At 74.4% G+C, this 26,289-nt stretch carries 18 protein-coding genes; 7 read left to right on the top strand and 11 right to left on the bottom strand.

Going from position 1 to position 26,289, the window contains the following annotated elements; genetic code table 11:
• Position 1 precedes the first annotated feature (1 nt).
• On the bottom strand, positions 2-370 hold the full coding sequence (locus ABTY62_RS04270; protein WP_352127812.1) for a YybH family protein: 369 nt from the start codon (positions 368-370) through the stop codon (positions 2-4).
• A 106-nt stretch (positions 371-476) separates the two neighbouring features.
• On the opposite strand from ABTY62_RS04270, the gene ABTY62_RS04265 reads away from it, so the two are divergent.
• The gene (locus tag ABTY62_RS04265) at positions 477-1,397 is read left to right on the top strand and encodes a LysR family transcriptional regulator (RefSeq protein WP_352127810.1); all 921 of its coding nucleotides are present in this window, start codon (positions 477-479) and stop codon (positions 1,395-1,397) included.
• On the opposite strand, the gene ABTY62_RS04260 is transcribed toward ABTY62_RS04265, so the two are convergent.
• Positions 1,361-2,263: an endonuclease/exonuclease/phosphatase family protein gene (locus ABTY62_RS04260; protein ID WP_352127809.1), complete on the bottom strand. Its 903-nt coding sequence runs from the start codon at positions 2,261-2,263 to the stop codon at positions 1,361-1,363. The two genes, ABTY62_RS04265 and ABTY62_RS04260, sit on opposite strands and share 37 nt — an antisense overlap.
• A gap of 235 nt (positions 2,264-2,498) precedes the next feature.
• Between ABTY62_RS04260 and ABTY62_RS04255 the strand changes: the two genes are divergently transcribed.
• Both ABTY62_RS04255 and ABTY62_RS04250 read left to right on the top strand, forming a co-directional pair.
• On the top strand, positions 2,499-3,650 hold the full coding sequence (locus ABTY62_RS04255) for an acyltransferase family protein (RefSeq protein ID WP_502997397.1): 1,152 nt from the start codon (positions 2,499-2,501) through the stop codon (positions 3,648-3,650).
• Positions 3,651-3,739: 89 nt separating this feature from the next.
• Positions 3,740-4,027, top strand: coding sequence for a DUF1876 domain-containing protein (locus tag ABTY62_RS04250; RefSeq protein ID WP_352127808.1), 288 nt, complete (start codon positions 3,740-3,742; stop codon positions 4,025-4,027).
• A 110-nt stretch (positions 4,028-4,137) separates the two neighbouring features.
• On the opposite strand, the gene ABTY62_RS04245 is transcribed toward ABTY62_RS04250, so the two are convergent.
• Complete coding sequence (locus tag ABTY62_RS04245; RefSeq protein WP_352127807.1) at positions 4,138-5,538, bottom strand: S1 family peptidase; 1,401 nt, start codon at positions 5,536-5,538, stop codon at positions 4,138-4,140.
• 159 nt (positions 5,539-5,697) lie between these two features.
• Here ABTY62_RS04245 and ABTY62_RS04240 point away from each other — a divergent pair, with 159 nt between their 5' ends.
• The gene (locus ABTY62_RS04240) at positions 5,698-6,204 is read left to right on the top strand and encodes a mycothiol transferase (protein ID WP_352127806.1); all 507 of its coding nucleotides are present in this window, start codon (positions 5,698-5,700) and stop codon (positions 6,202-6,204) included.
• 100 nt (positions 6,205-6,304) lie between these two features.
• Here the strand turns inward: ABTY62_RS04240 and ABTY62_RS04235 are convergent, their stop codons facing one another.
• From ABTY62_RS04235 to ABTY62_RS04210, 6 genes are all read right to left on the bottom strand, one after another.
• The gene (locus ABTY62_RS04235) at positions 6,305-6,553 is read right to left on the bottom strand and encodes a WhiB family transcriptional regulator (RefSeq protein ID WP_352127805.1); all 249 of its coding nucleotides are present in this window, start codon (positions 6,551-6,553) and stop codon (positions 6,305-6,307) included.
• A 155-nt stretch (positions 6,554-6,708) separates the two neighbouring features.
• Positions 6,709-10,323: a hydantoinase B/oxoprolinase family protein gene (locus ABTY62_RS04230; protein ID WP_352127804.1), complete on the bottom strand. Its 3,615-nt coding sequence runs from the start codon at positions 10,321-10,323 to the stop codon at positions 6,709-6,711.
• Complete coding sequence (locus tag ABTY62_RS04225) at positions 10,320-11,648, bottom strand: GDSL-type esterase/lipase family protein (RefSeq protein ID WP_352127803.1); 1,329 nt, start codon at positions 11,646-11,648, stop codon at positions 10,320-10,322. Before ABTY62_RS04225 ends, ABTY62_RS04230 begins: the two co-directional genes overlap by 4 nt.
• Positions 11,649-12,081: 433 nt before the next feature.
• Entirely contained in the window at positions 12,082-13,356 is a 1,275-nt protein-coding gene (locus ABTY62_RS04220) for a glycosyltransferase (RefSeq protein WP_352127858.1), read from the bottom strand.
• A 169-nt stretch (positions 13,357-13,525) separates the two neighbouring features.
• Positions 13,526-14,656, bottom strand: coding sequence for a glycosyltransferase family 4 protein (locus ABTY62_RS04215; RefSeq protein ID WP_352127802.1), 1,131 nt, complete (start codon positions 14,654-14,656; stop codon positions 13,526-13,528).
• A gap of 581 nt (positions 14,657-15,237) precedes the next feature.
• The gene (locus tag ABTY62_RS04210) at positions 15,238-16,662 is read right to left on the bottom strand and encodes a HEAT repeat domain-containing protein (RefSeq protein ID WP_352127801.1); all 1,425 of its coding nucleotides are present in this window, start codon (positions 16,660-16,662) and stop codon (positions 15,238-15,240) included.
• A gap of 331 nt (positions 16,663-16,993) precedes the next feature.
• On the opposite strand from ABTY62_RS04210, the gene ABTY62_RS04205 reads away from it, so the two are divergent.
• Positions 16,994-18,556 (top strand): PP2C family protein-serine/threonine phosphatase, encoded by a 1,563-nt coding sequence (locus tag ABTY62_RS04205; RefSeq protein WP_352127800.1) that lies wholly within the window; start codon positions 16,994-16,996, stop codon positions 18,554-18,556.
• A gap of 48 nt (positions 18,557-18,604) precedes the next feature.
• On the opposite strand, the gene ABTY62_RS04200 is transcribed toward ABTY62_RS04205, so the two are convergent.
• Positions 18,605-20,125 carry a DNA-binding protein NsdB gene (locus tag ABTY62_RS04200; protein WP_352127799.1) on the bottom strand — a complete coding sequence of 507 codons (1,521 nt, stop codon included), beginning with the start codon at positions 20,123-20,125 and terminating at the stop codon, positions 18,605-18,607.
• A gap of 392 nt (positions 20,126-20,517) precedes the next feature.
• Between ABTY62_RS04200 and ABTY62_RS04195 the strand changes: the two genes are divergently transcribed.
• Positions 20,518-21,609, top strand: a complete 1,092-nt coding sequence (locus ABTY62_RS04195; protein ID WP_352127797.1) for an aminoglycoside phosphotransferase family protein — start codon at positions 20,518-20,520, stop codon at positions 21,607-21,609.
• Between the two features lie 243 nt (positions 21,610-21,852).
• The gene (locus tag ABTY62_RS04190; RefSeq protein ID WP_352127796.1) at positions 21,853-23,862 is read left to right on the top strand and encodes an N-acetylmuramoyl-L-alanine amidase; all 2,010 of its coding nucleotides are present in this window, start codon (positions 21,853-21,855) and stop codon (positions 23,860-23,862) included.
• Between the two features lie 24 nt (positions 23,863-23,886).
• Here the strand turns inward: ABTY62_RS04190 and ABTY62_RS04185 are convergent, their stop codons facing one another.
• A complete protein-coding gene (locus ABTY62_RS04185) occupies positions 23,887-26,280 on the bottom strand; it encodes a glycoside hydrolase family 95 protein (RefSeq protein ID WP_352127795.1) in 2,394 nt (797 codons plus the stop codon).
• Positions 26,281-26,289 lie beyond the last annotated feature (9 nt).

The raw sequence follows: 26,289 nt of genomic DNA, 5'->3' as shown, positions 1-26,289 counted from the left end.
GTCAGCTCCTGATCTCGGGGCGGTCGATCACGCGCAGCCAGCTCCCGTCGGGCTGGCGCCGTACGACCTGGACCCGTCCGCCGGTGTTGTCGGCGGGGTGCGTGGAGGTGACGGCGAGGTCGCCGTTGCGGACGGTCGGCAGCGTCGGTTCCTGCTCGAAGCGGGGCACCTGCGCGAGCATCCGCTCGAACACGGCCCGGATCGCGTCGCGGCCGACCGTCTGCGACCCGGGCGGATAGGCGAGCACGGCGTCGGGCTCGTACAGCTCGGCGAGGCCCTCGGCGTCCCCGGCGTTCGCCCGCTCCACGAACAGGCGGGTGAGGTCCTCGGGCTCGGTGGCCCGCTCGCGGGCGGTGGTCCGATCGGTCATGGCTGCTCCCGGTCTCCGGTCGTCTCTCGTCCTGACACCTCCACTCTGCGGCCTCGCGATCTAGAAGTCCAAGAGCTGGTTGTGCTGCTCGCTAGAATCAATCGTTATGGAACTTCGGCAGCTCGAATACTTTGTGGCCGTGGTCGAGGAGGCCAACTTCACCAGGGCGGCGGAGCGGCTCCACGTGGCCCAGCCGGGCGTCAGCGCGCAGATCAAACGCCTGGAGCACGAACTCGGACAGGAGCTGCTGGACCGCTCGGGGCGCTCGGTGCGGCCGACCGAGGTCGGCGCGGCGGTCCTCCCCCACGCCCGGGCCGCGCTCTCGGCGGTGTCCGGGGTGCGGCTGGCCGTCGAGGAGCTGACCGGGCTGGTCCGCGGACATGTCGCCATCGGGACGGTGACCTCCCACAACATCGACCTGGCCACGCTGCTCGCCAAGTTCCACGACGACCACCCGGCAGTGGAGATCACCCTCACCGAGGACGGATCCGACCGGCTCATCGACGCGCTGCGCGGCGGCCGGCTGGACGCGGCGATCATCGCCTTCGGCACCACGCCCCCACCGGACCTCGAGACCCACGTCGTCACGGAGGACGCGGTGGTCGCGGCCGTCAGCCCGGATCACGAACTGGCCGGGCGGTCGACGATCCCGCTCGCCGCGCTGCGCGACCAGGTGCTGATCAGCCTGCCCCAGGGCACGGGCATCCGCTCGCTGCTCAACGATGCCTGCGCCGCGGCCGGGTTCACCCCGCACATCGCCTTCGAGGCCGGCACCCCCGCGGTGCTCGCCCAGCTCGCGGCGCGCGGGCTGGGCATCGCGATCGTGCCCTCGGGCATCGTGCGGCCGGGCGAGGACCTGCGCGCGCTCACGATCACCCGGCCCGCGCTGCGCGGCACCCTGGCGTTCGCCTGGCGCGCCGAGGGCCCCATCAGCCCCGCCGCCCGCGCCCTGATCGGGCGCGCGCGGCGGCAGATCGGCGACCGTGCAGCTCAGGGCAGCTCCAGGAGCGCCTGCACCGGGAGGTGATCGCTGGGGAACTGGCCGTCCCGGGAGTAGGTGTTGATGGTGGCGGCATGCGTGCGCACCGCGGGCGAGGTGAGGATCCAGTCGATCCGGTCGCCGTCCGGGACCAGCGGCTTGTAGCCGTGGAAGGTCGCGTACAGCGCGCTGCGCCGCTCGGCTGCGTCCCAGGCGTCGACCAGGGAGCCGCCGCCCAGCATCGCGTCGTAGACCGGGTTGCCGTGGGCTGCGACGTTGAAGTCGCCGGTGACGATGCGGGGCAGGGCGGCGTCGAGGCCGCCGAGCCGCTCGGTGATCAGCGCGGCGGCGCGCTCGCGCGCGGGCTGGCTGCGGTGGTCGAGGTGGGTGTTCAGGGCGTAGAACTGCCCGCCGGTGCGCTTGTCATGGAAACGGACCCAGGTGACCATGCGGACCACCGCCCCGCCCCAGGTGTTGGACCCGATCACATACGGGGTGTCGGACAGCCAGAAGTGGTCGTACTCGAGCGGTTCGAGGCGGCCGGTGTCATAGAAGACGGCCATGAACTCATCGCGGCTGCCGCCCGCCCGCCCCGTGCCCAGCCAGTCGTAACGCGCCCCGAGGTCCTGGGCGATATCGCGCAGCTGGCCGTACACCCCCTCCTGGGTGCCGAGGAGTTGGGGCGCCTCGCGGCGCAGCAGCTCCCGCATCACGGGACGGCGCCGGGCCCAGGAGTTGGGCTCGGCGTCGGAGGCGTAGCGGAGATTGAAGGTCATGACGCGCAGCCGCGCGTCGCGCTCCGGGCCGGAGTCGGCCTCGGCGGCGCCCTCGGCGTGGATGGCCAGTGGCATGGCCAGGGCCGCGGCAGCCGCGGCGCGCATGCCGTGGCGACGGCTGAACACAGGTGCGGGCATGGCTCCTCCGTAAGGTCCGGCGATGGCCTCAAGTCTCGGGCCTCGCGGTGTGGGCGAAGTGACCTGCGGTGACCGTGCTTTGAAACGTAGGACTACCCGCGGATTGCCGCCGAGCCACCGCGCGGCGGCTCGGATCGCGCGGATTTCCCCGCGCGATCTGTGTTGAGAGCGGCCGCGGCGGGGCAGGCGCCCCCGGGTCCGATGACCGTTCGATCAAAGGTTCCCGGGAGACTCAGTGCAGCAGGACAGCCCCACGCGAGTGCGAACTCCGTCGGCCGCCGCCGCGCCGCCCCGGGCCGGCGGATCCGCGGGCCGCACCCGCGACCCGTACTTCGACAACGCGAAGTACCTCACCATCGTGCTGGTGGTCTGCGGTCACGCCTGGGAGCCGCTCACCTACGGCAGCCGCACCGTCACCGCGGCGTATCTCACGGTGTACGCGTTCCACATGCCGGCCTTCGCGCTGATATCGGGCTATTTCTCGCGCGGTTTCGACCTGGGGCCCGGGCGGCTGCGGCGGCTCCTGACCGGAGTCGCGGTGCCGTACGTCGTCTTCGAGGTCGCGTACACCCTCTTCTACCGCTGGGCGCAGGACGACCCGGGCTATCCGATCAGCCTGTTCGACCCCTGGTATGTGATGTGGTTCCTGGTCGCGCTGTTCATCTGGCGGCTCACCACGCCGCTGTGGCTGGCCCTGCGCCATCCGGTGCCGGTCGCGCTGGCCCTGTCCGTGCTCGCCGCGGTCTCACCGGACGTGGGCGGCGATCTGGCCCTCCAGCGGGTGCTGGCGTTCCTGCCCTTCTTCGTCCTCGGGCTGTCGCTGCGGCCCGAGCACTTCACGCGGCTGCGCACCCGGCGGGTCCGGCTGGCCGCGCTGCCGGTCGGCGCGGGGGCGCTGATCGCCGCGTACGCGCTGGCGCCCCGGCTGGACGCGGGGTGGTTCTACCGCCGCGGGAGCGTGGCGGGCCGGGGCGTGCCGGCCTGGGCCGGGGTGTTCACCACCCCCGCGCTCTTTGTGCTGGCGCTGGCGCTGACGGCCGCGTTCCTGGCCTGGGTGCCGGGGCGGCGGCTGTGGATCACCGCGCTCGGTACCGGGACGATGTACGGCTTTCTGCTGCACGGCTTTGTGATCAAGTCGTCCCGCTTCTGGGACTGGTACGACCACCCCTGGCTGCACACCCCCGTCGGCGAGCTGGCGGTCACGGCCGCCGCGATCGCCATGATCACCGTGCTGTGCACCGCGCCCGTGCGGCGTGTCTTCCGCCCCCTGGTCGAGCCCCGGATGGCCTGGGCGTTCCGGCGCGAGACCGAGGCATCCGGCCGGGTCGCCGCCAAGAACGCCGCAAACACCGCGCAATATCAGAAAACAGCACAGGACACTCACTAGAGTGGGTGATATCCGCGCGAGGCGGGCACAAGCCATATCCGGAGCACACCGGACCGCCATCAGGTGAGAGACCAGGTGAGGAGTCGGCCATGCCGCAGACAATGGAGTGGAAGGTCCACCTCTACCTCTACGAGGACCAGGGAACGACGAAGGCGCGTGTGGTGCTCGACACGAAGGACACCTCGTTCACCGGCCGGGGCGTCGCCCGGTGCAGCCCCGAGGACCACGATGTGCCGGAGATCGGCGACGAGCTGGCGGCCGGGCGGGCCATGCACGACCTGGGCGAACAGCTGCTGATCGCCGCGGAGCGCGATATCGAGGGCGAGGTCGTCTCACACCGGCCACGGATCAGGCCGGCCCCCGGGTGGGCCCTGTAGGCGGTCGCTCCGCCGCGCGGCGCCGCTGGTGGACCAGCGGCGCGGCGGCTGCGCTGCGGGCGGCCGTCCGGCGCACGGCCGCCCGCAGCGGAGCCGCCCGCCGGAGGACCTCACCCCCAGCGGGTGGAGTAGCCGCTGTACCGCCGCCGGCCCGGCCGGATGACCAGCGTGGCCAGGAACCCGAGGAGTCCCGCGCCGATGAGCGCCAGCCCGGGGCCGAGGCTCTCCGCGTAGTTGACGATCCCGGCGAGCGACGACGTGTCGCCCTGGGTCCCCGGAATGATCGGGCTGACCTGTCCGCCCGTGCCTCCCGGCACAACCGGGGCGCCCGCGCCGTTGGCGCCGTTGGCGGGGGTGGTGGGCGCGGCGCCCGCGGCGGCGTCGCCGCCGCCGTCGCTCGCCGGGGCGTTCGGGATGGACACGCCGAGCGCCGTCAGCGCCTTGGTCACCGGCTGGAAGAAGGTCACGCCTCCGCTGGTGCAGTCGCCGGTGCCGCCGGAGGTCACGCCGAGCGCCACGTTCTGCGCGAACAGCGGGCCCCCGCTGTCACCGGGCTCGGCGCACACATTGGTCTGGATGAGCCCGCTGACGGTGCCCTCGGGGTAGTTCACCGTCGCGTTCAGCGCCGTCACCTCGCCGGACCGCAGCCCCGAGGTGCTGCCGCTGCGCGACACCTGCTGGCCGACGACCGGATCGGCGGCGCCGGTGATCCGCACGATCTGCCCGTTCCCGACGTTCAGCACGCTGCTCTGGTCCAGGTCGGCGTTCTGGTACTGCACGAGGGAGAAGTCGCTTCCGGGGAAGTCGCTCCTGACCGTCGTGCCGACGGTGGTGTTTCCCTGGTTGTCCGCGAACCACGGGGTGCCGTTCGGACCGCAGTGGCCCGCCGTCAGGATGAACCCGGCCTGGCCGTTGGTCACATTGAACCCCGCCGAGCAGCGCCCGCCCTGGGTGAAGATCGGCTCGGCGCCGGCGGTGCGGGTGGTGAAGGAGCCGGTCGTCCGCTCCATCCGCACCTCGCCGCCGATCTCCGCGGCCACCCCCTTCATCCGTGACCACTGGTCGGTGGAGACGGTGCTGTCGCCGAGCACCACCACCTTGTTGGTCGTGGCGTCCACCGCCCACGCGGTCCCCGCCACCCGGGGCGCCGCCCGTAACGTCTCGGTCGCCGAGCGCAGCTGCCGCATGCTGTACCGCACCTGCTTGGCCCGCGCGCCCGCCCGGGTGACCTCCTCGGCCGCCGCCTCGTCCGTCACCGCGACCACCGCCCGGCCGTCGGAGCCGATCCAGCCGCCGGCCGTACGGGAGGTGCCGAGCTTGTCCACCAGGCTCCTGGCCAGCTCGGCGTCCCGGGTGTCTCTCGCCCCCAGGGCCCGGGTGGGATCGCCGCCGGACTTGTGGGCGGGCGATCCGTCCGCCGCGGCCTGAGAGACCATCAGACCGCCGCACACCACTGCCCCGATGGCCACCAGGCGCGCGACACGGTGCGCCCTGCGCCGCGTGTGTCCCACCAGCCTGCCTCCTTACGTCGTTCCAGCACGGCGCCGCCCTCCGGTCGCCGGGGCCCGGGACGGCATGGACCCCCCTTCCATACGGACCGCGGCGCCATTCCGCTCACCACGACCTCAGATGACCGGGAAATCGGGGCCGGGCCACCTACGATCGTGAGAATGAACAGCGCAGACGTCCTGGCCGACGGCTTCGGCCGCGTTCAGGAGACGGTTCACGAAGCGGTGAAGGGGCTCACGGCGGACCAGCTGGCCACCCGCCTCGACGACAAGGCCAACACTGTCGCCTGGCTGGTGTGGCACTTGACGCGGGTTCAGGACGACCATGTCTCCGAGGTCGCGGAGACGGAACAGGTCTGGACCGAGGAGGGCTGGTACGACCGGTTCGGGCTGCCCTTCTCGGCGGCGGCGACGGGCTACGGACACCGGGCCAAGGACGTGGCCGCCGTCCGGGTGCCCCCGAAGCTGCTCCTCGGGTACTACGACGCCGTCCACGAGCGCACCGTCGGCTTCGTCCGGGGGCTGCGCGACGCCGATCTGGACGTGATCGTGGACGAGGCGTGGACGCCGCCGGTGACGCTGGGCGTCCGGCTGGTCAGCGTCATCTCCGACGATCTCCAGCACGCGGGGCAGGCGGCGTTCATCCGCGGCGTGCTGCGGCGGCGGTAGCGCGGCCCGAGGCGCGATCTGTCCCTCAGCGCAGCGCCATCCCTCCGCGCCGCGGCAGTCCGCCGCCCCGCCCCGGCTGCCGGTCAGCCGCGCCCGACCGTCACCGTGCGTGCCGCCGCCGCGCCCGGACGCGCAGCGCCCGGCGCTCCTCCTCGCTCGTGCCGCCCCACACGCCGTGGGTCACCCCCGCGTCCAGCGCATACTCCCGGCACTCGTCGATCACCGGGCAGCGGCCGCAGATCCGCTTGGCCCGCGCCCGTTGCTCCTGGGCCGCCGGGCCCGCCACCCCTACCGGGAAGAACAGTTCCGGGTCCTCGTCCACGCACGCGGCGTGGCGCCACCACTCCATGGCCGCTCCTCAGCTGCCGATCGCCGTACGCCTGACGGGGGGCGGGTCCCCAGCGGCCGGGGCGGCAAACGGCCGTGCGGGCTCCGAACTCCGGTTACGGCACATCACTTGTGACGGGCAGTCAGCTCCGCAGTCGCCCGGGCAGCCGGAACGCCTTAGTCGCGCGGCGGGCCGAAGCCGCCGCCGCCCGGCGTGTGGACGACGAGCACGTCCCCCGCCCCGGCCTCCGCCGTGTCACAGCCGTCGAGCCGGTCCACCGAGCCGTCGGCGCGCTCGATCAGGTTCTCGCCGCACGCGCCCGGCCCGCCGCCCGCCATGCCGTACGGCGGCACCCGCCGATGGCCGGTCAGCAGCGCCACCGTCATCGGCTCCAGGAAGCGGATGCGCCGGGTGACGCCGTGGCCGCCGCGCCAGCGGCCGCGGCCGCCGCTGCCGCGCCGCACCTCAAAGGCGTCCACGCGCACCGGGTAGCGCCACTCCAGGACCTCGGGGTCGGTCAGCCGGGAGTTGGTCATATGGGTCTGCACGGCGTCCGCGCCGTCGAAGCCGTCCCCGGCCCCCGAGCCGCTGGCCACGGTCTCGTAGTACTGCACGCGGTCGTTGCCGAAGGTGACGTTGTTCATCGTGCCGGAGCCCTCGGCCTGGATGCCCAGCGCCGCGTACAGCGCGCCGGTGACGGCCTGTGAGGTCTCGACGTTGCCCGCGACCGTGGCGGCGGGGAAGGCGGGCGCGAGCATCGAGCCCTCGGGGATGCGGACCTCGAGGGGCTTGAGGCACCCGCTGTTGAGCGGGATGTCCTCGGCCACCAGCGTCCGGAAGACATAGAGCACGGCCGCCATCACCACCGAGCTGGGCGCGTTGGCGTTGCCCGGCTGCTGCGGTGAGGTCCCGGTGAAGTCCAGTACGGCCCCGCGCGCCGCGCGGTCCACCCTCAGGGACACCTCGATGACCGCGCCGCTGTCCGTCTCGTAGCGGTACGAGCCGTCCTTGAGGCGCGGGACGATGCGGCGCACGGATTCCTCGGCGTTGTCCTGCACGTGTCCCATGTAGGCGTGTACGACGTCCAGGCCGAACTGTCCGATCATCCGGCGCAGTTCATGGATGCCCTTCTCGTTGGCGGCGATCTGGGCCCGCAGATCGGCGAGGTTGGCCTCGGGGGCGCGCGACGGATACGGCCCGGAGGTCAGCAGCTCGCGGGTCTCCCGCTCGCGCAGCCGGCCGTCCCGCACCAGCAGCCAGTTGTCGAAGAGCACGCCCTCCTCCTCGATCCGGCGGCTGAAGGCGGGCATCGAGCCGGGGGTGATGCCGCCGATCTCGGCGTGGTGGCCGCGCGAGGCGACGAGGAACAGCAGCTCGGCGCCGCGCTCGTCGAAGACCGGGGTGACGACGGTGACGTCCGGCAGATGGGTGCCGCCGTGGTACGGGTCGTTGATGGCGTACACATCGCCCGGCCGCATCGCGTCCCCGTTGCGCCGCAGCACCTCCTTGATCGACTCGCCCATGGACCCGAGGTGCACCGGGATGTGCGGGGCGTTGGCGATGAGATTTCCCCCGGCGTCGAAGAGGGCGCAGGAGAAGTCCAGCCGCTCCTTGATGTTCACGGAGTGGGCGGTGTTCTCCAGGCGCAGGCCCATCTGCTCGGCGATCGCCATGAAGAGGCTGTTGAACACCTCCAGCATCACCGGGTCGACCTCGGTGCCGACCGCCACGGTGCGCGGCCGCGGGCGCACCCGGGTGAGCAGCAGATGGCCGCCCTCGCCGACGGCGGCCCGCCAGCCCGGGTCGACGACGGTGGTGGCGTCCGACTCGGCGACGATCGCGGGGCCGGTGACGGCGTCCCCCGGGCGCAGTTCGGCGCGCTCGTACAGCGGGGTGTCCCGCCAGGCGCCCGCGGTGAACATCCGCACGGTGGCGGCCGGGCGCGGCCCGCCCGGGCGCCCCGGCCGCCCGCCCGGATACCCGCCGGTGGGGGCCGTGGGGCCCGCCGCGCCGACGGCCTCGACCGACACCGCCTCGGCCACGAGCGGCTTGTCCATGGTGAAGGCGTAGCGCGCGCGGTGCGCCCGTACGAACTCCTCGGCCATCGCCTCGGCGGTGTCCAGGCGGACCGGGATGGCCGAGTCGGTTCCCGCGTAGCGCAGATGGACCCGGGCCGAGGTGGTGACGGTCTCCTCGGGGACGCCGTCCGCGCGCAGCTCGGCGCGCGTCCGCAGCTCCAGCTCCGCGCAGGTCTCGCGCACCTGCGGCAGCGTGGCCTCGCCCAGCTCCGCCTCGACGGCCTGTGCGCGCATGGCGGTGGCGTCGGCCACGCCGATGCCGTACGCGGAGAGCACACCCGCGAGCGGCGGCACGACCACGGTGTTCACGCCGAGCGCGTCGGCGACCGCGCACGCGTGCTGGCCGCCCGCGCCGCCGAAGCTGGTGAGCGCGTAGCGGGTGACATCGTGGCCGCGCTGCACGGAGATCTTCTTGACGGCGTTGGCCATGTTGAGCACCGCGATGTCCAGGAAACCGGCTGCGGCCTCCTCCGGCCCGCGCCGGTCGCCCGTCTCCTCCGCGATCCGGGCGGCGAGGACGGCGAAGCGGCCGCGCACCGTCTCGGCGTCCAGGGGCTGGTCGCCGCGGGGGCCGAACACCGCGGGAAAGTGGCCGGGCTGGACGCGGCCCAGCATCACATTCGCGTCGGTCACGGTCAGCGGGCCGCCGCGCCGGTAGCAGGCCGGGCCCGGGACGGCCCCCGCGGAGTCCGGCCCCACGCGGTAGCGCCGCCCGTCGAAGTGGAGCACCGAGCCGCCGCCCGCCGCGACGGTGTGGATGTTCATCATCGGAGCGCGCATCCGCACCCCGGCCACCTCGGTGCCGAAGACCCGCTCGAACTCGCCCGCGTAGTGCGACACATCGGTCGAGGTGCCGCCCATGTCGAAGCCGATGACCCGGTCGTGGCCCGCCTCGCCGGAGGCGCGCACCATGCCGACCACCCCGCCCGCGGGGCCGGACAGCACCGCGTCCTTGCCCCGGAAGTGCGAGGCCTCGCGCAACCCGCCGTTGGACTGCATGAACATCAGCCGGATGCCGCGCAGCTCCGCGGCCACGTCCTCGACATAGCGGCGCAGGATCGGGGAGAGATACGCGTCGACGACGGTGGTGTCGCCGCGCGGCACCAGCTTCATCAGCGGACTCACCTCATGGGAGCAGCTGACCTGCGTGAAACCCAGCTCGCGCGCCACCGCCCCGACCGCCCGCTCGTGCGCGGCGTGGCGGTAGCCGTGCAGCAGCACGACGGCGGCGCTGCGGAAGCCGTCCCGGTACGCGGTGCGCAGCGCGCGTGCGGTGGCCTCCAGGTCCGGCGCGCGCACCACGCCGCCGTGGGCGTCCACCCGCTCGGGCACCTCGACGACCCGGTCGTACAGCGCCTCGGGCAGCACGATCCGCCGGTCGAACAGGCGGGGGCGGTTCTGGTACGCGATGCGCAGCGCGTCCCGGAAGCCTTCGGTGACCACCAGGACGGTCGGCTCGCCGGTGCGCTCCAGCAGGGCGTTGGTGGCGACGGTGGTGCCCATCTTGACGACAGCGATCCGGTCGGCCGGGATGGGCTCGTCGGGGGCGAGGCCGAGCGTCAGCCGGATGCCGGCGACGGCCGCGTCCCGGTAGCGCTCGGGGTGGTGCGAGAGCAGCTTGCGGGTCTCCAGGCGGCCGTCCGGGCGCTTGCCCACGACGTCCGTGAAGGTCCCGCCACGGTCGATCCAGAACTCCCAGCGTCCCGTCGTCACCCCGCCATTGTCGCCCCTTTTGTCCGGACGGCCGGGTCTGTGTGATCGGCCTGGTCGGTGTCGTGGGGGGTGTCGTGGGGGGTGTCGTGGGGGGTGTCGTGGGGGGTGTCGTGGGGGGTGGCCCGCTCGCGGGTGATGGTGGCGAGGGCGGCGCGGGTCTCCCGACGGTCCCGGGCGTCCAGCAGGTGGCCGGTGCCCAGCACGGCGTGGCGGCATTCGATGGCCGCCAGCCGGAGGAGGTCGGGCAGCAGATCGGTGCAGCGGTCGGCGACCCAGCGGGTGCCGCGCGTGGCCATCCACCAGGTGCCGGAGAGAAGCGACGGCGGCGGTCCGTCGAGCGCCTCGGCGGGCGGGTGGCCGGTGGCCATCCCGCGCGCGACGAGGCACGCGTGGAACTCCCGCGCCAGCAGCCGGTGTCCGAGCTCGCTCGGATGCAGCCGGTCCACGCTCCACGCCGCCCGCCGGGCGACCCAGGCGTGGTCCGCGAGATGCACATGCACCGCCTCGTACCGCCGGGACAGCGTGTGCACGACAGTGTTCACGGCGCGCATCCGGCGGGCCAGGGGCCGGGCGAGCGGGGGCGGCAGCCCCAGCATCCGGCCGGGGTCGGGGAGACACGCGGTGAGCACCACGGCGCCGTCGGCGCGCAGCGCGCCGATCGTCGTGTCGAGCGCCTCGGCGACCCGCCGGATGTCGAACGCGGCACGGAGGGTGTCGTTCGCGCCGGCCACGACCGAGGCGAGGTGCGGCCGGGCGGCGCGGGCGGCGGCCAGCTGCCCCTCGGCGACGTCGGTGGAGAGCGCGCCGCTCCGGGAGACGTTCACGAGCTCCACCGTCCCCGGGAGGGGCGCGAGCCCGGCCGCCAGGTGCACGGCCCAGCCGCGCCAGCCCCCACCGGGCGCGGGGTCGCCCATCCCCTCGGTCAGCGAGTCGCCGAGCGCGGCGAACCGCAGGGTGTGGGGTGCGCGGTCGACGGCGGCGGGCGGGACCGGGGCCCGCGGCCGCTGTACGGCCGGATGGCCGCCCGGGTCGTCCGGGTCGCTCGGGACGGCCGCGAAAACGGCCTGGGCGGCCGAAACCGGCGGCCGCGGAGAACGTGCCGGAAGCGGGCCCACGGTCAGGCCGGCCGGCTCGGCCGTCTCCGGCCGCTGCCCGACGGCTCGCCGCGCGGCGGTACGCGGCGCCACGACGACGCCGTCCGGCGGGACCTCCCCGTCCTCCCGCCCCGCCGGATCCGCCGGCACCGGGGCGCCCGGGCCCCACACCGCGGTCACCGCCGCCGCCCCGCGGAAGTGCCTGGCCGCGTCCGGCTGACCGCCCGCCACGACAGGGATCCCGCCGCCTGGCCCCGAGGCTGCCCGGGCGGGCGTCGCATCGCCGTACCGCTTTGCTGCTGCCGACCACCGGGTCCGTGGCACGGCGGCCGGTTCCGGTCGGCGCGGGCAGCGGCGGCAGCCGCGTGCACCGAGGCCGCGCTGAACGGCCGCCGGCGCCCCGGCAGGCCGCGGCCCCGCGTGCCCAGGTCATGTCCGCAGAGTCGCGGTCCTGGGCCCGGCGGGACATCGCGGACACGGCCCGGGCCCCGGCCGGGCGATCTCTGAGGCTGTGACTCCCCCGGCCTTCGCCCCAGATGAGTCCAGGCTGAAGGGGCGTCACAGGGCACAGGGGCGCCCTCGCGCCGGGTGCTGCGGTCGATGACCGGCTGACGCGGGGCGGCGGCCGAGACCGCCCCAACGGGGCCTGCGCCGCGGCCCGCGCTCATCGCCCGGTCCCGGCGGCCGGGCCGACCGGCAGGCCGTCCGTGCGCGCCGACGGCTCCGAGGAGGGGGCCTCATCGGTACGGCGATCACGACCGGAGACATCGCCGCTGACGAACGCCCCGCCGTGGACAGGAGACACATCGTGGACGGGCTGCGCGTCGTGCGCCGCGAGGAACGCGGCCACCGCCTCCGGCCAGCTGTAGCGCTCGGCGCGGGCACGGGCCGCGGCGCGGCGGATGGGCTCGGGGCGGGACAGGACGTGTTCGACGGCGTCCGCGAACGCCGCGCCGTGGTCGGCCGCCGTCGCGCCTGCGGCGCCGACGATGGCCGGGAGGGCGGACAGTTCACTGACGACGACAGGCGTGCCGCACGCCAGCGCCTCGAGCGCGGCCAGCCCGAAGGTCTCCGCGGGCCCCGGGGCGAGCACGACGTCGGCGCTCGCCTGGAGCGCGGCGAGCGTGCCCCGGTCGGCCACATGGCCCAGGAACGCGGCCGGGAGCCCCTCCGCGCGAGCGCGGGCCTCGAGGCGCGGCCGCAGCGGGCCGTCGCCCGCGACCACGAGCGCCGCGCGCACGCCCCGCCGGCCCAGTTCGGCGAGCGCGTCGAGCGCGCGGCCCGGTCGCTTCTCCGGCGACAGACGCGAGCACATCACCAGGAGCACCGCGGCGCCGCCCCGGTGCCGGTCGCGCAGCGCCGGGTCGCGGTGGGCCGGGCGGAAATGGTCCAGATCGACGCCCAAGGGGGCGCGTACGACGTTGCGCGCGCCGATCCGTACAAACTCGCGCGCCGCCCACTCCGTGGTGCAGACGATCCGCGAATACGCCCGCGCGGTGCGCACATTCAGCCGGTCGGCGGCCCGGCGGGCGGCGGCCTCGGGGACGCCCCAGGTGCGCAGCACGCCGTCGGCGCTCTCGTGGGAGACCATCACCGAGGGCACGCGCGCCCGGCGGGCCCACTCCCCCGTCCACCTCAAGGTGGTCCGGTCGGACACCTCGAGCCGGTCGGGCGCGAGCCCGTCCAGCAGCCGGGACAGCCGTCGGCGGTCGGTCAGCACCCGGTAGCCGCCGGTGCCGGGCACCTGGGGCCCCGGGACGGTGATCACCCGCCCCTGGGGGGTGAGCTCGTCGGAGGCGTGCGCGCCCGGCACCACCAGGACCGGCTCGTGCCCGGCCGCCCGGTAGCCCGCGCCCAGTTCGCGCAGCGCGGTACGCAGCCCGCCGGAGGAGGGGGTGACGAAGTTGGCGAGCCGGACGATCCGCAAGGGGGCGCCCATGCCGTCCGGGGTCTGGTCGGGCGCGCCCGCGCGCCGCTGTGGCGCGCTCATGCCCCTCCCTCCCGCTCAGTCCCGGCGCGCTCCAACGCACGGGCTTCCCTCGTCACTGCTCGCTCCTCCGTCGCTGCGCGGCTCCTCAGTCCAGCCCGCACAGCGCGCCAAGACACGCTCATACGGCCACCGCCGTACGGGTCGCCAGCACCTCGGTGTAGTGCCCGATGAGCTGGTCGCCGACCGCCTCCCAGGTGCGGCCCTGGACCACCTCGCGCCCCGCGTCGCCGAGCGCCGAGCGCAGCCGCGGGTCGGCGGCGAGGAGGGAGACGGCGTCGGCGATCGCGGCCGTGTCACCGGGCGGCACCAGCAGGCCGGTGCGGCCGTGGTCGACCAGGTCGAGCGGGCCGCCGGCCGCGGGGGCTATCACGGGGACGCCGCTGGCCTGGGCCTCCTGGACCGTCTGGCAGAAGGTCTCCTGCGGGCCGGTGTGCGCGAAGACGTCCAGGGACGCGAAGACGCGGGCGAGTTCGTCCCCGGTGAGTCGCCCCAGGAACCGGGCCCCGGGCAGCGCGGCGCGCAGCCCCGGCTCGCTGGGGCCGTCCCCGACGATGACGACCCGGACGCCGGGGAGCGCGCACACGGACGACAGGAGCTCGACGTTCTTCTCGGGCGCGAGCCGGCCGACATAGCCGACGATCAGCTCGCCGCCGGGCGCAAGGGTGCGGCGCAGCTCGGTGTCGCGGCGCCCGGGGGTGAAGCGTTCGGTGTCGACCCCGCGCGCCCACAGCCGGACCCGCGGCACGCCGTGGTCGTCGAGGTCGCGGGCGGAGGCGGTGGACGGGGCGAGGGTCCGGTCGGCCGCGGTGTGCACGGCGCGGATCCGCCGCCAGGCCGCGTTCTCGCCCTTGCCGAGGTACGTACGGGCGTATCCGGCCAGGTCGGTCTGGTAGATGGCGACAGCGGGGATGCGCAGCCGCAGCGCGGCGGTCATACCGCGGGCGCCGAGGACGAAGGGGCTGGCGAGGTGGACGACGTCGGTGCGGTGGGCGGTGAGGGCGGCGGCGAGGCGTCGGCTGGGGAGGGCGACGCGCACCTGGGGGTAGCCGGGCAGGGGCAGGGACGGGATGCGGAGGACGGGGTAGGGGCGGGAGGCGTCGGGGTCCGCCGGGCCCTCGTGCGGCACGGCGGGCGCGATGACGAGCGGATGGTGGCCGCGCCGGTGCAAGTGCCGGGCGGTCTGTAGGGCGCAGTGGGCGACGCCGTTGACGTCGGGCGGGAAGGATTCGGTGACGATGGCGACACGCATACCGGTGTTGTCGGCGTACGAGAGGTGGCCCCGGCATCGTGCACCTTTCGGGACGAGGAACGTCCCATGAGCGTTCGCCTTCGGGGTCGGCGGGGCGACGGTGCGGCGTGCCGCGGTTCACGGCGGGTGGCTCAGCGGCTACGCGATCCGTGCCACGGGGGACCGGGCGCTCGCGCCGGGTGGCGGGCCGGCGCGGTCAAAGCACTTGGGCCGACGTGAACGGGCTGGCGCGAGCAGGCCTGCGTGGGCAAGGCGCTCGGACCGGTGCAGCAGGCCGACTCGGGCAGGCCTCCGTGGGCGAGGCGTGGCGAGCGGGGCGCTCTGCCCAACGCTGGCGGGCTGGAGGCGGGCGGGGCGCCGCGCTGGGACCGGCGCGGGCAGGGCGGGCGAGGCGAGACGAGACGCTTGGACCGGCGCCGGCGGGCTGGCGCGAGCGAGGCGAGGCGCTCATGCCGGGGTGGCAGGCCTCCCTGGGCGAGGCGCGGCGAGCGGGGCGCTCTGCCCAACACGGGCGAGCTGGAGGCGGGCGGGGCGCCGCGCTGGGACCGGCGCGGACGGGCCGGCGCGAGCGGGCCGCGGGCTCAGACCGCCCTTGGGTCCGGGTCGATGCGGCTGCGGACCGCGGTCTGGACCTCCGCCTCCTCCACCGGGTCGGCGGCGAGTCTGCGGAGCTGTTCGACGACGCGGGCGTCGGCGGTGGTGGCGTGCCGGGCGGCCAGTTCGCGGGTGCTCTCCTCGCAGTCCCAGAGGCACTCGACCGCGAAGCCCGCGCCGAAGGAGGGGTCGGTGGCGGCCAGGGCGCGCGCCGCGCGGCCGCGAAGGTGGGAGGAGGCGGTCTCTCGGTAGATATGGCGGAGCACGGGCGCCGCGCAGGCGATCCGCAGCCGTCCGGCGCCGTCGACCAGGGCCCACAGGGCCGGTGCGTCGGGGCCCTCGGCCCGGACCGTGTCGCGCAGGGCGGAGAGTACGAGGGGCGCGTCGTACTGGCCGCCCCGGCAGGCCAGCATGGCGGCGGCCGCGGCGCCGAGGGCGTCGGGGCGCTGGGCCCACATCCGGGCCCGGTCGAGGGCGACGATGCTGCGCATCCGCTCGAAGGCGGCGAGGGCTCCCTGCGAGACCAGCTCGGCGGCGGCGGGGTCGGTGACGGCGGCCTCGATCAGGTCGAGCACCTCGGGATCGCCGGTCTCCGCGAGATGCCGCAGCGCCGCCGCGCGGGCCGCGTCGGGCGCGGCCGCGGCGGCGGCGAGCAGTTCGGGCCGGTCCTCGGGTCCGGCGACGGCGGCCAGGCAGCGGGCCGCGGCCTCGGGGCGGCGGGCGCCGGGCCGCAGATCGTCCTCTTGCTGGGCCCACAGGAGCACGTCGTGGACGCTCCAGCCGGGGCGCGGGCCCGAGGGGCTCAGCTGGCGCTGCCAGCGGTCGAAGGAGCCGTGTTCCTGGGCGGCGCGCACGCGGTCCCCGTGGCGGGGGTCGTCGGCCCACAGCCGCCAGGGCCGGGGCTCGTAGGCGCCGCGCACGGCGGCGGCCAGTTCGGCGTCACCGTCGGGGGTCTCGGGGTACCGGGCGAGGACGGCCGCGGCGAGGGCGCGCAGCTCGGTGTCCTCGTCGCGCAGGGCGAGCTCGTCCAGCGCCCACTGCCAGTTGCCGCCGGTCGCGGCGTAGCGGCGGAGCAGCCGGAGGGCGTCCTCACGGCCGTACGAGGCGAGGTGGCCGAGGACGGCGAGGGCGAGGCCGGTGCGCTCCTCGGCGGTGTCGATGAGGTCGTCGGGGTCGAAGAGGTGCTGTTCGATCTCGTCGAGCCCGGCATCGAGGTCGAGACAGAGCCGGGCGTAGTACAAGGAGCGGTTCTCCACCTGCCAGTCGCTCCGGGGGTCGTGCAGCACACAGTGGTGCAGCGCCGCGAGCGCCTCGGCCCGCGGGGCCGCGAGTGCGTGCAGGGTCCCGTCGCCGCGGCCTCGCTGGAGGAGGCCGAGCAGGGTGCCGCTGGGCGCTATGTCTGGATCGAACATGAGGTCAGCATCCGGTGCGGGGGGTGAGCTGGCAACGGGATTTCCGTCGAACGGCATTCTTGCCGGTGTCCTGGCGCGGTATGCGCGATGAACACGGATCAACACCCCGGACCACGGAATCCCGAGCGCCGCAGCCTACCTGGAAGAGGCCGTTCCGCCGAGTCGCGCCCGAGTCGCGCCCGACATGCCCCGGACGGCCACTGGTATATGCCAAAAGCACCACCGTATCGGGTATTGCCAAACCGCTTACGCAACGTCGCAGGCTGTGCAAGAGTCGTTACCGGTCCTTCCCTCACGACCCGGCCGCGCCGTGCCCGTATCGGAGAACGTCATGCCGTCCCCCCGCTCCGCGGACCATTCCGCTGCCCAGCCCCCCCAGCCCCCCAGGGACACGGTCGACGCCCTCATCTCCCAGACCCGGCGGCTGCGCGGCGGAGTCGACGCCGTCCGGCGCGACACCACGGCGGACATGGACCGTGCGGACGACCCCCAGCTGCGCTGGCAGCGCGCGCTGTGCGATCTCGCGGTCCATCAGCTGGACGACCTGGGCCGCCATCTGGACCAGCTGCGCGACGGGCTGCCCGCCGACCCCGCCGAGGCCGAGGCGCCCCCGGAGCACGGAGAAGGCAGCGACACCACCGAACCGCCCCCGCCGCCGGGCTCCGCCTATGCCGCGCCCGCGCGGGAGGCCGGGCCCGAGGGCCGCGGCTCGCTGCTGAGCCGGGTCGGCAGCGCCGAGTGGAATCTCCTCACCGACGCGGTGACCTGGTCGGACGAGCTCTGTCAGATCTTCGGCCGGACCCCTGAGGACGGCGGGCTGACCCTGGACGAGCTGCCCTCCTGGGTGTTCTCCGAGGACCAGCCGACCCTGACGGCGCTGGTCACCGACTGCCTGGTCGACGGCAAGCCGATCGACGGCGAGTTCCGCATCGTGCGCGCCGACGGCGTGGTGCGCACGGTCCATATGTCGGGCGAGCCCGTGCTCGACGACGACGGCAGCACCGCGTCCATGTGGGCCGTGCTGCGGGACGTCAGCGAGCTGCGGCGCAGCGAGCGGGCGGTGCGCGAGACCCGTGACTCGCTTCAGCGCCAGCGGCAGATCGCACGGGCCGAGCGCCGGGTCGCGGTCGAGCTCCAGGAGTCCGTGCTGCCCGTGTGGCGCGGCTCCCCCCGGGCCCCCCGGGCACGGGCCGCCCGAGGCGGGGCCGCCCGGGCAGCCGCCCTTGACCACCGCGCCCTGGACCTGGCCGCCCACTACTTCCCCGCCTCGGCCAGCACACAGATCGGCGGCGACTGGTACGACGCGCTGGAGCTGCCCGACGGCAGGACGCTGCTCAGCGTCGGCGACCTCACCGGCCATGGCGTGGCCGCCACCTCCGGCGTGGCGATGCTGCTCGGCGCGGTGCGGGGGATGGCGGTGGCCGGGGTGGAGCCGGGCGCCCTGCTGGGCCGGCTCAACCAGCTGCTCGACGCCTCCTCCGCGCAGCCCGCCCTGGGCAGCGCCGTGTGCGGCCGCTACGACCCCACCACCCGCACCCTGGTGTGGGCGCAGGCCGCGCACCCCGCCCCGCTGCTCTTCCGCGACGGGACGGGGCGCGCCCTCCAGCCACCGGACGGCGTGCTGCTCGGCGCCACGCCGGGCGCGTCGTACGCGCAGGCCGGTGAGCGGCTGGAGCCCGGCGATCTGCTGGTGCTGCGCACCGGAGGGCTCTGGCCGTTCAGCGCGGACACCGACGGTGACGGTGACGCGGGGGCCGAGCGGCTGCTCGGGCTGGCACCACGGTTCGCCGCCGCGCACAGCGCACAGGAATGCCTGCGGGCCGTGGTGGAGGCGTTCGACGACGAGCGGCGCGAGGACGACGCGTGCGTGCTCATCGCGAGGATCGGCCCGTAGCGCATGCCCGCCTCGTAGCGCGTACGAGAGCCCTCCCGCCGCGGGGCGCTAGACCGCGGCCGTCCTGCCCTCGCCGCCCGGTGTCCTGGCGCCCGGCACCTTCGGACCGGGCCCCTTGGGGCCCAGCCCTTTCGGCGCCCGCTGCTCGATCTCCTCACGCAGCCTCTGGATGTCGGTGCGCGAGGAGTAGCCGCCGGTGAGCCGGTACATCTCGCGCAGCCGGTCCCAGGTGCGGTGCGAGGAGTTGTGTTCGATGGTCAGCAGGGCCAGGCGCGCGTACTTGTCCGCCTGCTCGGGGTCGTCGCCGAGGAAGCACGCCGAGGCGATGGAGATGTGGTCGAAGATCTGCGACCGGTCGCGGCCGCCCTCTCTCATCCGCAGCCCCTCCTTGGCGTGCCGCTGCGCGATCGCGGCGGCACCGGGCTCGTGTTCCGCGAGGGTGCGGTAGACCAGCCCCTCCATGCCGTGCAGATCCGCCTCGTTGAACAGCTGCATCCAGCTCGGCGGCGGCACGTCACCCTTGTCCGAGACGAACAGCTCCTCCGCCTGGCCCAGGGTGCGGCGCACCGCCTGCCCATGGCCCATCGACGCCTGCGCCCAGGCCTCGATGGTGCAGAACATGGCGCGGGTGCGGGGCAGCGTCTCCTCGCCCGCACCGGACTTGGCCAGTTTCATCAGATCGAGTGCGTCGTCCGGCCGGCCCAGGTGGACCATCTGCCGGGCGGCGCGGGAGAGCGCCTCGCCGGCCCGGGGGCGGTCGCCGCCCTCGCGGGCCGCGTGCGCGGCGATGACGAAGTACTTCTGGGCGGTGGGCTCCAGGCCCACGTCGTGGGACATCCAGCCGGCGAGTACCGCCAGGTTGGCCGCGACGCCCCACAGGCGGCGCTGGAGATGCTCGGGGTGGCGGTAGGCGAGCATCCCGCCCACCTCGTTGAGCTGGCCCACGACGGCCTTGCGCTGAAGCCCACCGCCGCGGGCGGCGTCCCAGGCGCGGAAGACGTCGACCGAGTGTTCCAGCGCGTCGATCTCCTGGGAGCCCACGGGGGCCGCCTCGTAGCGGTCGAAGTCGGCGAAGTCCGCGGACAGGGGATCGTCCGTACGGGGGGCGTCGGTGGCCAGAGTCGGGTCACTGTGCAGCCAGTCGTGCATGGCACCGGTGATGGCTGATCCTGCGGCGAGCGCTGCGCCCGCACCCACCAAGCCGCGTCGGTTGAACATAAGGTCCATTCCCGTGAATTCGGTGAGGACCGCGGCCGTGGACTCGGGCGCCCAGAGCAGCCCGTCCGCGGACTGCCCCTTCCCCGCGCGCCCCTGCCGTGCGAACCCGAGGTCCTCGATGGTCACGACTCGACCGAGGCGCTCGGTGAACAGGGCGGCCAAAACCTTGGGCACGGGATCGCGCGGCATCTCGCCGGTGTCGATCCAACGCCGCACCCGCGAGGTGTCGGTCGCCAGCTGCGGATGGCCCATGGCCGCCGCCTTCCGGTTCACGAGCCTCGCAAGTTCCCCCTTGGACCAGCCGGCGAGGCCGAACAGGTCCGCGAGACGGGTGTTGGGTTCCCTCGTCACGTCAAGCCCCCAGGTTCTCGGCTGACTTGACAGTAACCGCCCTGTCACGGCCCGTGCGACTATTCGCCAGGGTTCGCCAGGGTCCGCCAGATGGTGTGCCACCCGCGTGCGGGTGTGGTGTAGGACCGCGCCACCCGGCCCGGCCGCGATCAGCGAACCAGATGATCCAGCCGAACCAACAGCCCAACCGACAGCCCAACCGACAAGCCGACCGACAACCCGACCAAACAGTCGAACCGACAGTCGAACCAAAAGCCGACCACAAGCCGAACGAGCGGCCGGACCAGCGGCCGGATCGACCGGGCGAACGGACCGCATTCCCCAGGGTGCGGTCCCGCCCCGGGACCGGGAGGCGCGCGAATCGTCGGCACGCGAAGGGATCTGTATTGTCCATGTACGCAGCATCGTCCTCCGTGTCCGCCCTGCCCCGGCCGTACCGTCGGCAGCCGCCCGGCGCCGGGCCGTTCCTGGACCCCGCCCCCGGCGGGCGAGCGAGGCGGGCCCCCGGCCCCGGCCCGCTGAGCGGGAGACTCGACATGTCCGGCCCGCAAGGAGCACAGCTGCGCACGGCCATCGCGTCGATCCACCGCATCTGCCCGGAGTTCAACCCCGTCCAGGTGCTCCGGCGCAGCGGGCGGTCCGTGCTCCTGGTCGGCACCACCGGCCGCACCACCGCGGTCGCCAAGTGCCTGCTGGACCACTCCCCGTCCTGGGCCGAGCGGTTCCGGCGGGAAATAGCGATGTACCGGGCGTTCGTACGCCACCGGCCGCCGGTCCGGGTGCCCCGGCTGATCGCGGCGGACCCGGACAACTGCACCCTGGTCATCGAACGGATGCCCGGGCGGGTGGCGGCCTCCCAGCGCCACCCCGTCGAGCCGCCGCCGCGCGCCGATGTGCGGGCCGCGCTCGGCGCCATCTGCCGGATCAATCTGTGGCGCCCGCCCGCCGATCTGTTCGACGCGCCGATCGACTACGCGGCCCGGCTCGCGCGCTACCACGAGCTCGGGCTGCTCACCGACCGCGACATGGGCGATCTACGGAAGCTGCTGCGCGGGTTGGCCCACACCGTGGGGCGCCAGAGCCAGTTCTGCCACGGCGACGCGTTACTGAACAACGTCCTGCTCTCCCCCGCCGGCGCGGCGCTCATCGACTGGGACCACGCGGGCTGGTACCTGCCCGGATACGACCTGGCCACACTGTGGACCGCGCTCGGGGACGCCCCGGGGCCGCGGCGCCAGATCAGCCAGCTGGCGCAGGCGGCGGGCCCCGACACGCGGGACGCCTTCCTGGTGAATCTGATGCTCGTGCTGACGCGGGAGATCCGCCAGTACGAAACGGCCGTGCAGCGCACCATGCACGACCCCGCCCCCGTGGTTCCGGGCGCGGTCGGGGCCGGTGAGGAGCAGCGTCTGCTGCTGCGCCGCCTGCACGACGACTGCTCCCTCGCGCGGCGCGCCGTGCGGGCCGCGGTCGGAACCCGTTGAGCCGCGGGGCGCGCCACCGGTCTGGACCAGTGACGCGCCGCAGGCCCGTGCGCCCGTGCCGGGCGGGGCACCTCCCAGCGGTGGCTGGGGGCGCTTGGCACGGGCGTTGACGTGCGAACACCCGAGCGGTCGAACATGATTGACGGATCGCCCGGCAGCGGATACCTCTAGGTGGGCTCGGCCCCGCACGCACGACCCAGCGCACACCGGGCGCACGTTCGGCCCGCCTTGGAGGAGGCTGCAATGCGAGGATCCGCACAGGACAGCGCGCACGACCCGAACAGACCGGCACCCGGCCCCAGCCGGAGGACCACCCTGCGGACCGCGGGTGTCGCCGCGTCGGCCGCCTTCCTGCTCCCTCTCGCCTCGCAGGCCCCGGCCGCCCTGGCCGACGAGCCGCGATCCGGGAGCGACGCCCTCCAGCAGGCCTTCGCCGCGGCCGCCGAGGAGTACGGCGTCCCGCTGAGCGTGCTGCTGGGCGTGTCGTATCTCCAGTCGCGCTGGGACGGCCACGCCGGCGCGCCCAGCGTCACCGGCGGCTACGGCCCCATGCACCTCACCGACGCGACCACCGCCCTGACCCGCACCCCGCACCACAGCCACGGCACGGAGGACGCGCGCGGCGATCTGGCGCGCCCCCTCGAGGTGCCCGCCACCGAGGTGCCCCAGGCGCGGCAGCTGCCCGCGCGGCTGCGCACCCTGGAGCGGGCCGCCGCGCTGACCGGGCTGTCCGGCGCCGCGCTGCGCGGCGAGGAGGCGGCCAATGTGCGCGGTGGCGCGGCGCTGCTGGCCGCCGAGCAGAGGCGGCTGGGGCTGCCGCTGAGCGAGGACGCGAGCGAGTGGTACGCGGCGGTGGCGGCCTACTCGGGCTCCGACAACGCCACGGCGGCCGCCGTGTTCGCCGACGACGTCTTCGAGGTGATCCGCGGCGGCGCGGCGCGCACCACGGACTCGGGCGAGGCGGTCTCGCTCCCGGCCGCGCCCGAGGTGTCCCCCGACGCCCGGCAGTTGCGGGCGCTGGGTCTGCCGTCCGTCAAGCGGGATCCGAACATCGACGCGCCCAAGGACGTCTCGTGCGAGTGGATCCCGGCGCCGTACGAGCAGTTCGGCGACAACGACTACGGCAATCACGACCTGGGCAACCGCCCCGAGTCCCAGTCGATCGACCACATCGTCATCCATGACACCGAGGGCACCTGGGACGTCTGTCTCAAGCTGATCCAGGACCCCACGTATGTGTCCTGGCAGTACACCCTGCGCTCGGCCGACGGGCACATCGCGCAGCACCTGGCGCTCAAGGACGTCGGCTGGCACGCGGGCAACTGGTACATCAACGCCAAGTCGATCGGGCTGGAGCACGAGGGCTTCCTCACCGCCCCCGACACCTGGTACACGGAGGCGATGTACCGCGCCTCGGCCCGGCTGGTGCGCTATCTGGCGCGGAAGTACGACATCCCGCTGGACCGCCAGCACATCCTGGGCCATGACAACGTGCCCGGCACCACCACCCCGAACATCAAGGGCATGCACACCGACCCCGGCCCGTACTGGGACTGGGCGCACTACTTCACCCTCCTCGGCGCGCCCTTCCGCGCCACCGCGGGCCCGGGTGGCGGGCTGGTCACCATCCGCCCCGACTACGACACCCACCAGCCCGTGTACACCGACTGTGAGAGCGCCGGACAGGCGTGCGCCCCGCACGGCTCGGGTGCGGTGCGGCTGCACACCGCGCCCGGCGCGGACGCCCCGCTGGTGAAGGACATCGGGCTGCGCCCCGACGGGGCGGACTCCACGACCGGCGTCAACGACACCGGCGCCCGCGCGTCCACCGGTCAGCAGTTCGCGGTCGCGGAGCGCCAGGGCGACTGGACGGCCATCTGGTATCTCGGGCAGAAGGCGTGGTTCGAGAACCCCAAGCGCCGGCCGACCGCGGTGAACGGGAAGGGCCTGGTCGTCACCCCGAAGGAGGGTGCGGCGGAGGTGCCGGTGTACGGCCGCGCCTACCCGGAGAAGGAGGCGTACCCGGAGGGTGTGCCGGTGCAGGCGGTCTCGCCGCTGCCGTACAAGCTGCTCGCGGGGCAGCGGTACGCGCTGGGGCTGAAGACCCGGGGCGAGTATCTGTGGGCGACCACCTTCGACCCGGCGGGCCACAAGGTGGTGCGCGGCCAGGACACGTACTACCAGATCCAGTTCGGGCACCGGGTGGCGTTCGTGCGGGCCGCCGATGTGCGGATCGAACCCTCCGACCACTAGGCCCGGTCCGGCCCGCCCCGCGGCTCAGTCGCGTGTGGTGAAGGTGTAGGTGTGGCCGCTGAGGGCCGCGAGGGTGACCGTGCCGGCTTCGTGCCGGACGGCCGCCTCGCGGCCCTCTGTGGCTCCTGTGGCCGCGGCGGCGCCCGTGGTGTCGTGCGTGTCGTGGGCGGCGTACGGGGCGTCGAAGAGGCCGCTGCGCACCCGTATGGCCCCGTCCCGGCCGGCGGTGAGGGCGATGGTCCGCGCCCGGCCACCGCGCCAGACGAGGTCGACGGTCACGTCCCCGCGCGCCCGCAGGCCCCGCGCCGCCCCGTCCGGCCAGCGGCCCGGCAGGGCGGGCAGCACGTCGACCACGCCGTGGTGGCTCTGGAGCAGCATCTCCGCGACTCCTGCGGCGGCGCCGAAGTTGCCGTCGATCTGGAACGGCGGGTGGGTGTCCCAGAGGTTGGGCAGCGTGGAGTGGATCAACTGCTCGGCGAGCAGCCGGTGGGCGCGGTCGCCATCGCGCAGCCGGGCCCAGAAGTTGACCTTCCATGCCTTGCTCCAGCCGGTGCCGCCGTCGCCGCGCGCGTCCAGGGACACCCTGGCGGCGTCCGCCCACGGGGTGTCCGGCTCGATCTGCCGCCCGGGGTGGAGGGCGAAGAGATGGGAGGCGTGGCGGTGGTCGTCGGCCGGGTCGTCCAGGTCGTCCTTCCACTCCCGCAACTGCCCCCAGGAGCCGATGCGCAGCCCCGGGTCGAGGGCGGCCAGGGCGCGCTGGAGGTGATCACGAAAGGGAGGGTCGTCGCCGAGTTCGCGGGCCGCCTCCAGGGTGGCGGTGAACAGGCCGTGGACGATCTGCTGGGACATCGAGGCGCCCGCGGTGAAGGCGCCGTGTTCGGGCGAGTAGCTCGGGGTCACCACGAGCGCGCCGTCCCTGGGGTCGGTGCGCAGCGTGTCGAGCCAGAACTCGGCGGCCTCCCGCATCGCCGGGTAGGCCACCTCGCGCAGGAATCCGGTGTCGAGGGTGAAGCGGTAGTGCTCGTGGAGGTGGTGGGCCAGCCAGGCGGCGGCCTCGGGGAACCAGAAGGCGGTGGGCCAGTCGTGTACGCCGGTGAAGCCGTACGGATTGGTCTCGTTGTGCACCACCCAGCCGCGCGCGCCGAACATCCGCCGCGCCGAGCGGCGGCCGGGGGCGCGCAGGGCGGTGATGAAGCGGTGCAGGGGCTCGGTGGTCTCGGCGAGGGCCAGGGGGTGGGCCGGCCAGTAGTTCATCTGGAGGTTGATGTTGGTGTGGTAGTCGCCGGACCACGGCGGGGCGGTGGTGTGGTTCCACAGGCCCTGGAGGTTCGCCGGGAGCGGGGAGCCGGGGCGGGAGGAGGCGATGAGGAGATAGCGGCCGTACGCGACGTAGAGCGTCTCCAGCGCCCGGTCGGCCGGGCTGTCGCCACCGGTGTACCGGGCCAGCAGCCGGTCGGTGGGCTCCTCGGCCGGGGCCTGCCCGCCGAGGTCGAGGGACATCCGGTCGAACAGCCGCCGGTGGTCGCGGACATGGCGCGTCACGAGCGACGGGTAGCGCTCGCGGGCGGCGGCGTCCACGGCCTCGGTGACCGCCCGGTGGGGGTCCGCGCCCCGGTAGCCGGGGTGGGTGTCGGCGTAGTCCGTCCCGGCCGCGAGGACGAACCAGGCGCTGTCGGCGCCCGCGACGGTGAGCGTGCCGTCGTCCCCGGCGGTGACGGTGCCGCCCGGGGCCACCACGCGCACCTGGGCCTCGAACCGCAGCCCGCCCTCGGTCAGGGCGCCTCGTACGGTCAGCCGGGCACCCTCGGCCGCCACCCGGTGGTCGGCGCGCGGTGAGGTGTAGCGCAGGGTGAAGCCGACCGCGCCGGGGCGGTCGGCGCTGAGCCGCCCGGCAATCACCCGATCGGGGTACGAGGCGAAGAACTCCCGCTGATGACGCGTCCCTTGGGCGGTGTACACCACGGTCGCCATGGCGTTGCGGATGTCGAGTTCGCGGCGGTACCCGTCGGCGGTCCCGGGCGCGCCGGGGAACTCCAGCCACAGGTCGCCGAAGGTCTGGTAGGCGCCGTAGCCGGTCCTGGCCTGGCCGAGCCGGGCCGCCACCTCGGCGGGGTCGGCGCGGCCGTCCTCGTCGATCCGCCGCTGGACCGCCTCCAGCACGCCGGGCCTGGGCTCGCGCCAGTCCCCGAAGTCGTAGCCCGGCACGCCGGGGCCGCCGGTCCACAGGGTCTTCTCGTTGAACTGGATCCGCTCGCGGGCGAGCCCGCCGAAGACCGTCGCGCCGAGGGTGCCGTTCCCGATGGGCAGCGCCTGGCTCTCCCATTCCTCGGCCGGCCTGTCGTACCAGAGCCCGTCGGACGCGGATGACGAAAACGCAGACGCGGTCGACGAAGACGTGTCGTACGGATGGAGCCGCATCGCCACCCC

Origin of the sequence: Streptomyces sp. NPDC097640, assembly GCF_040302705.1 — a bacterium.
Lineage (GTDB): Bacteria > Actinomycetota > Actinomycetes > Streptomycetales > Streptomycetaceae > Streptomyces.
This window is presented reverse-complemented; position numbering and strand designations above follow the sequence as displayed.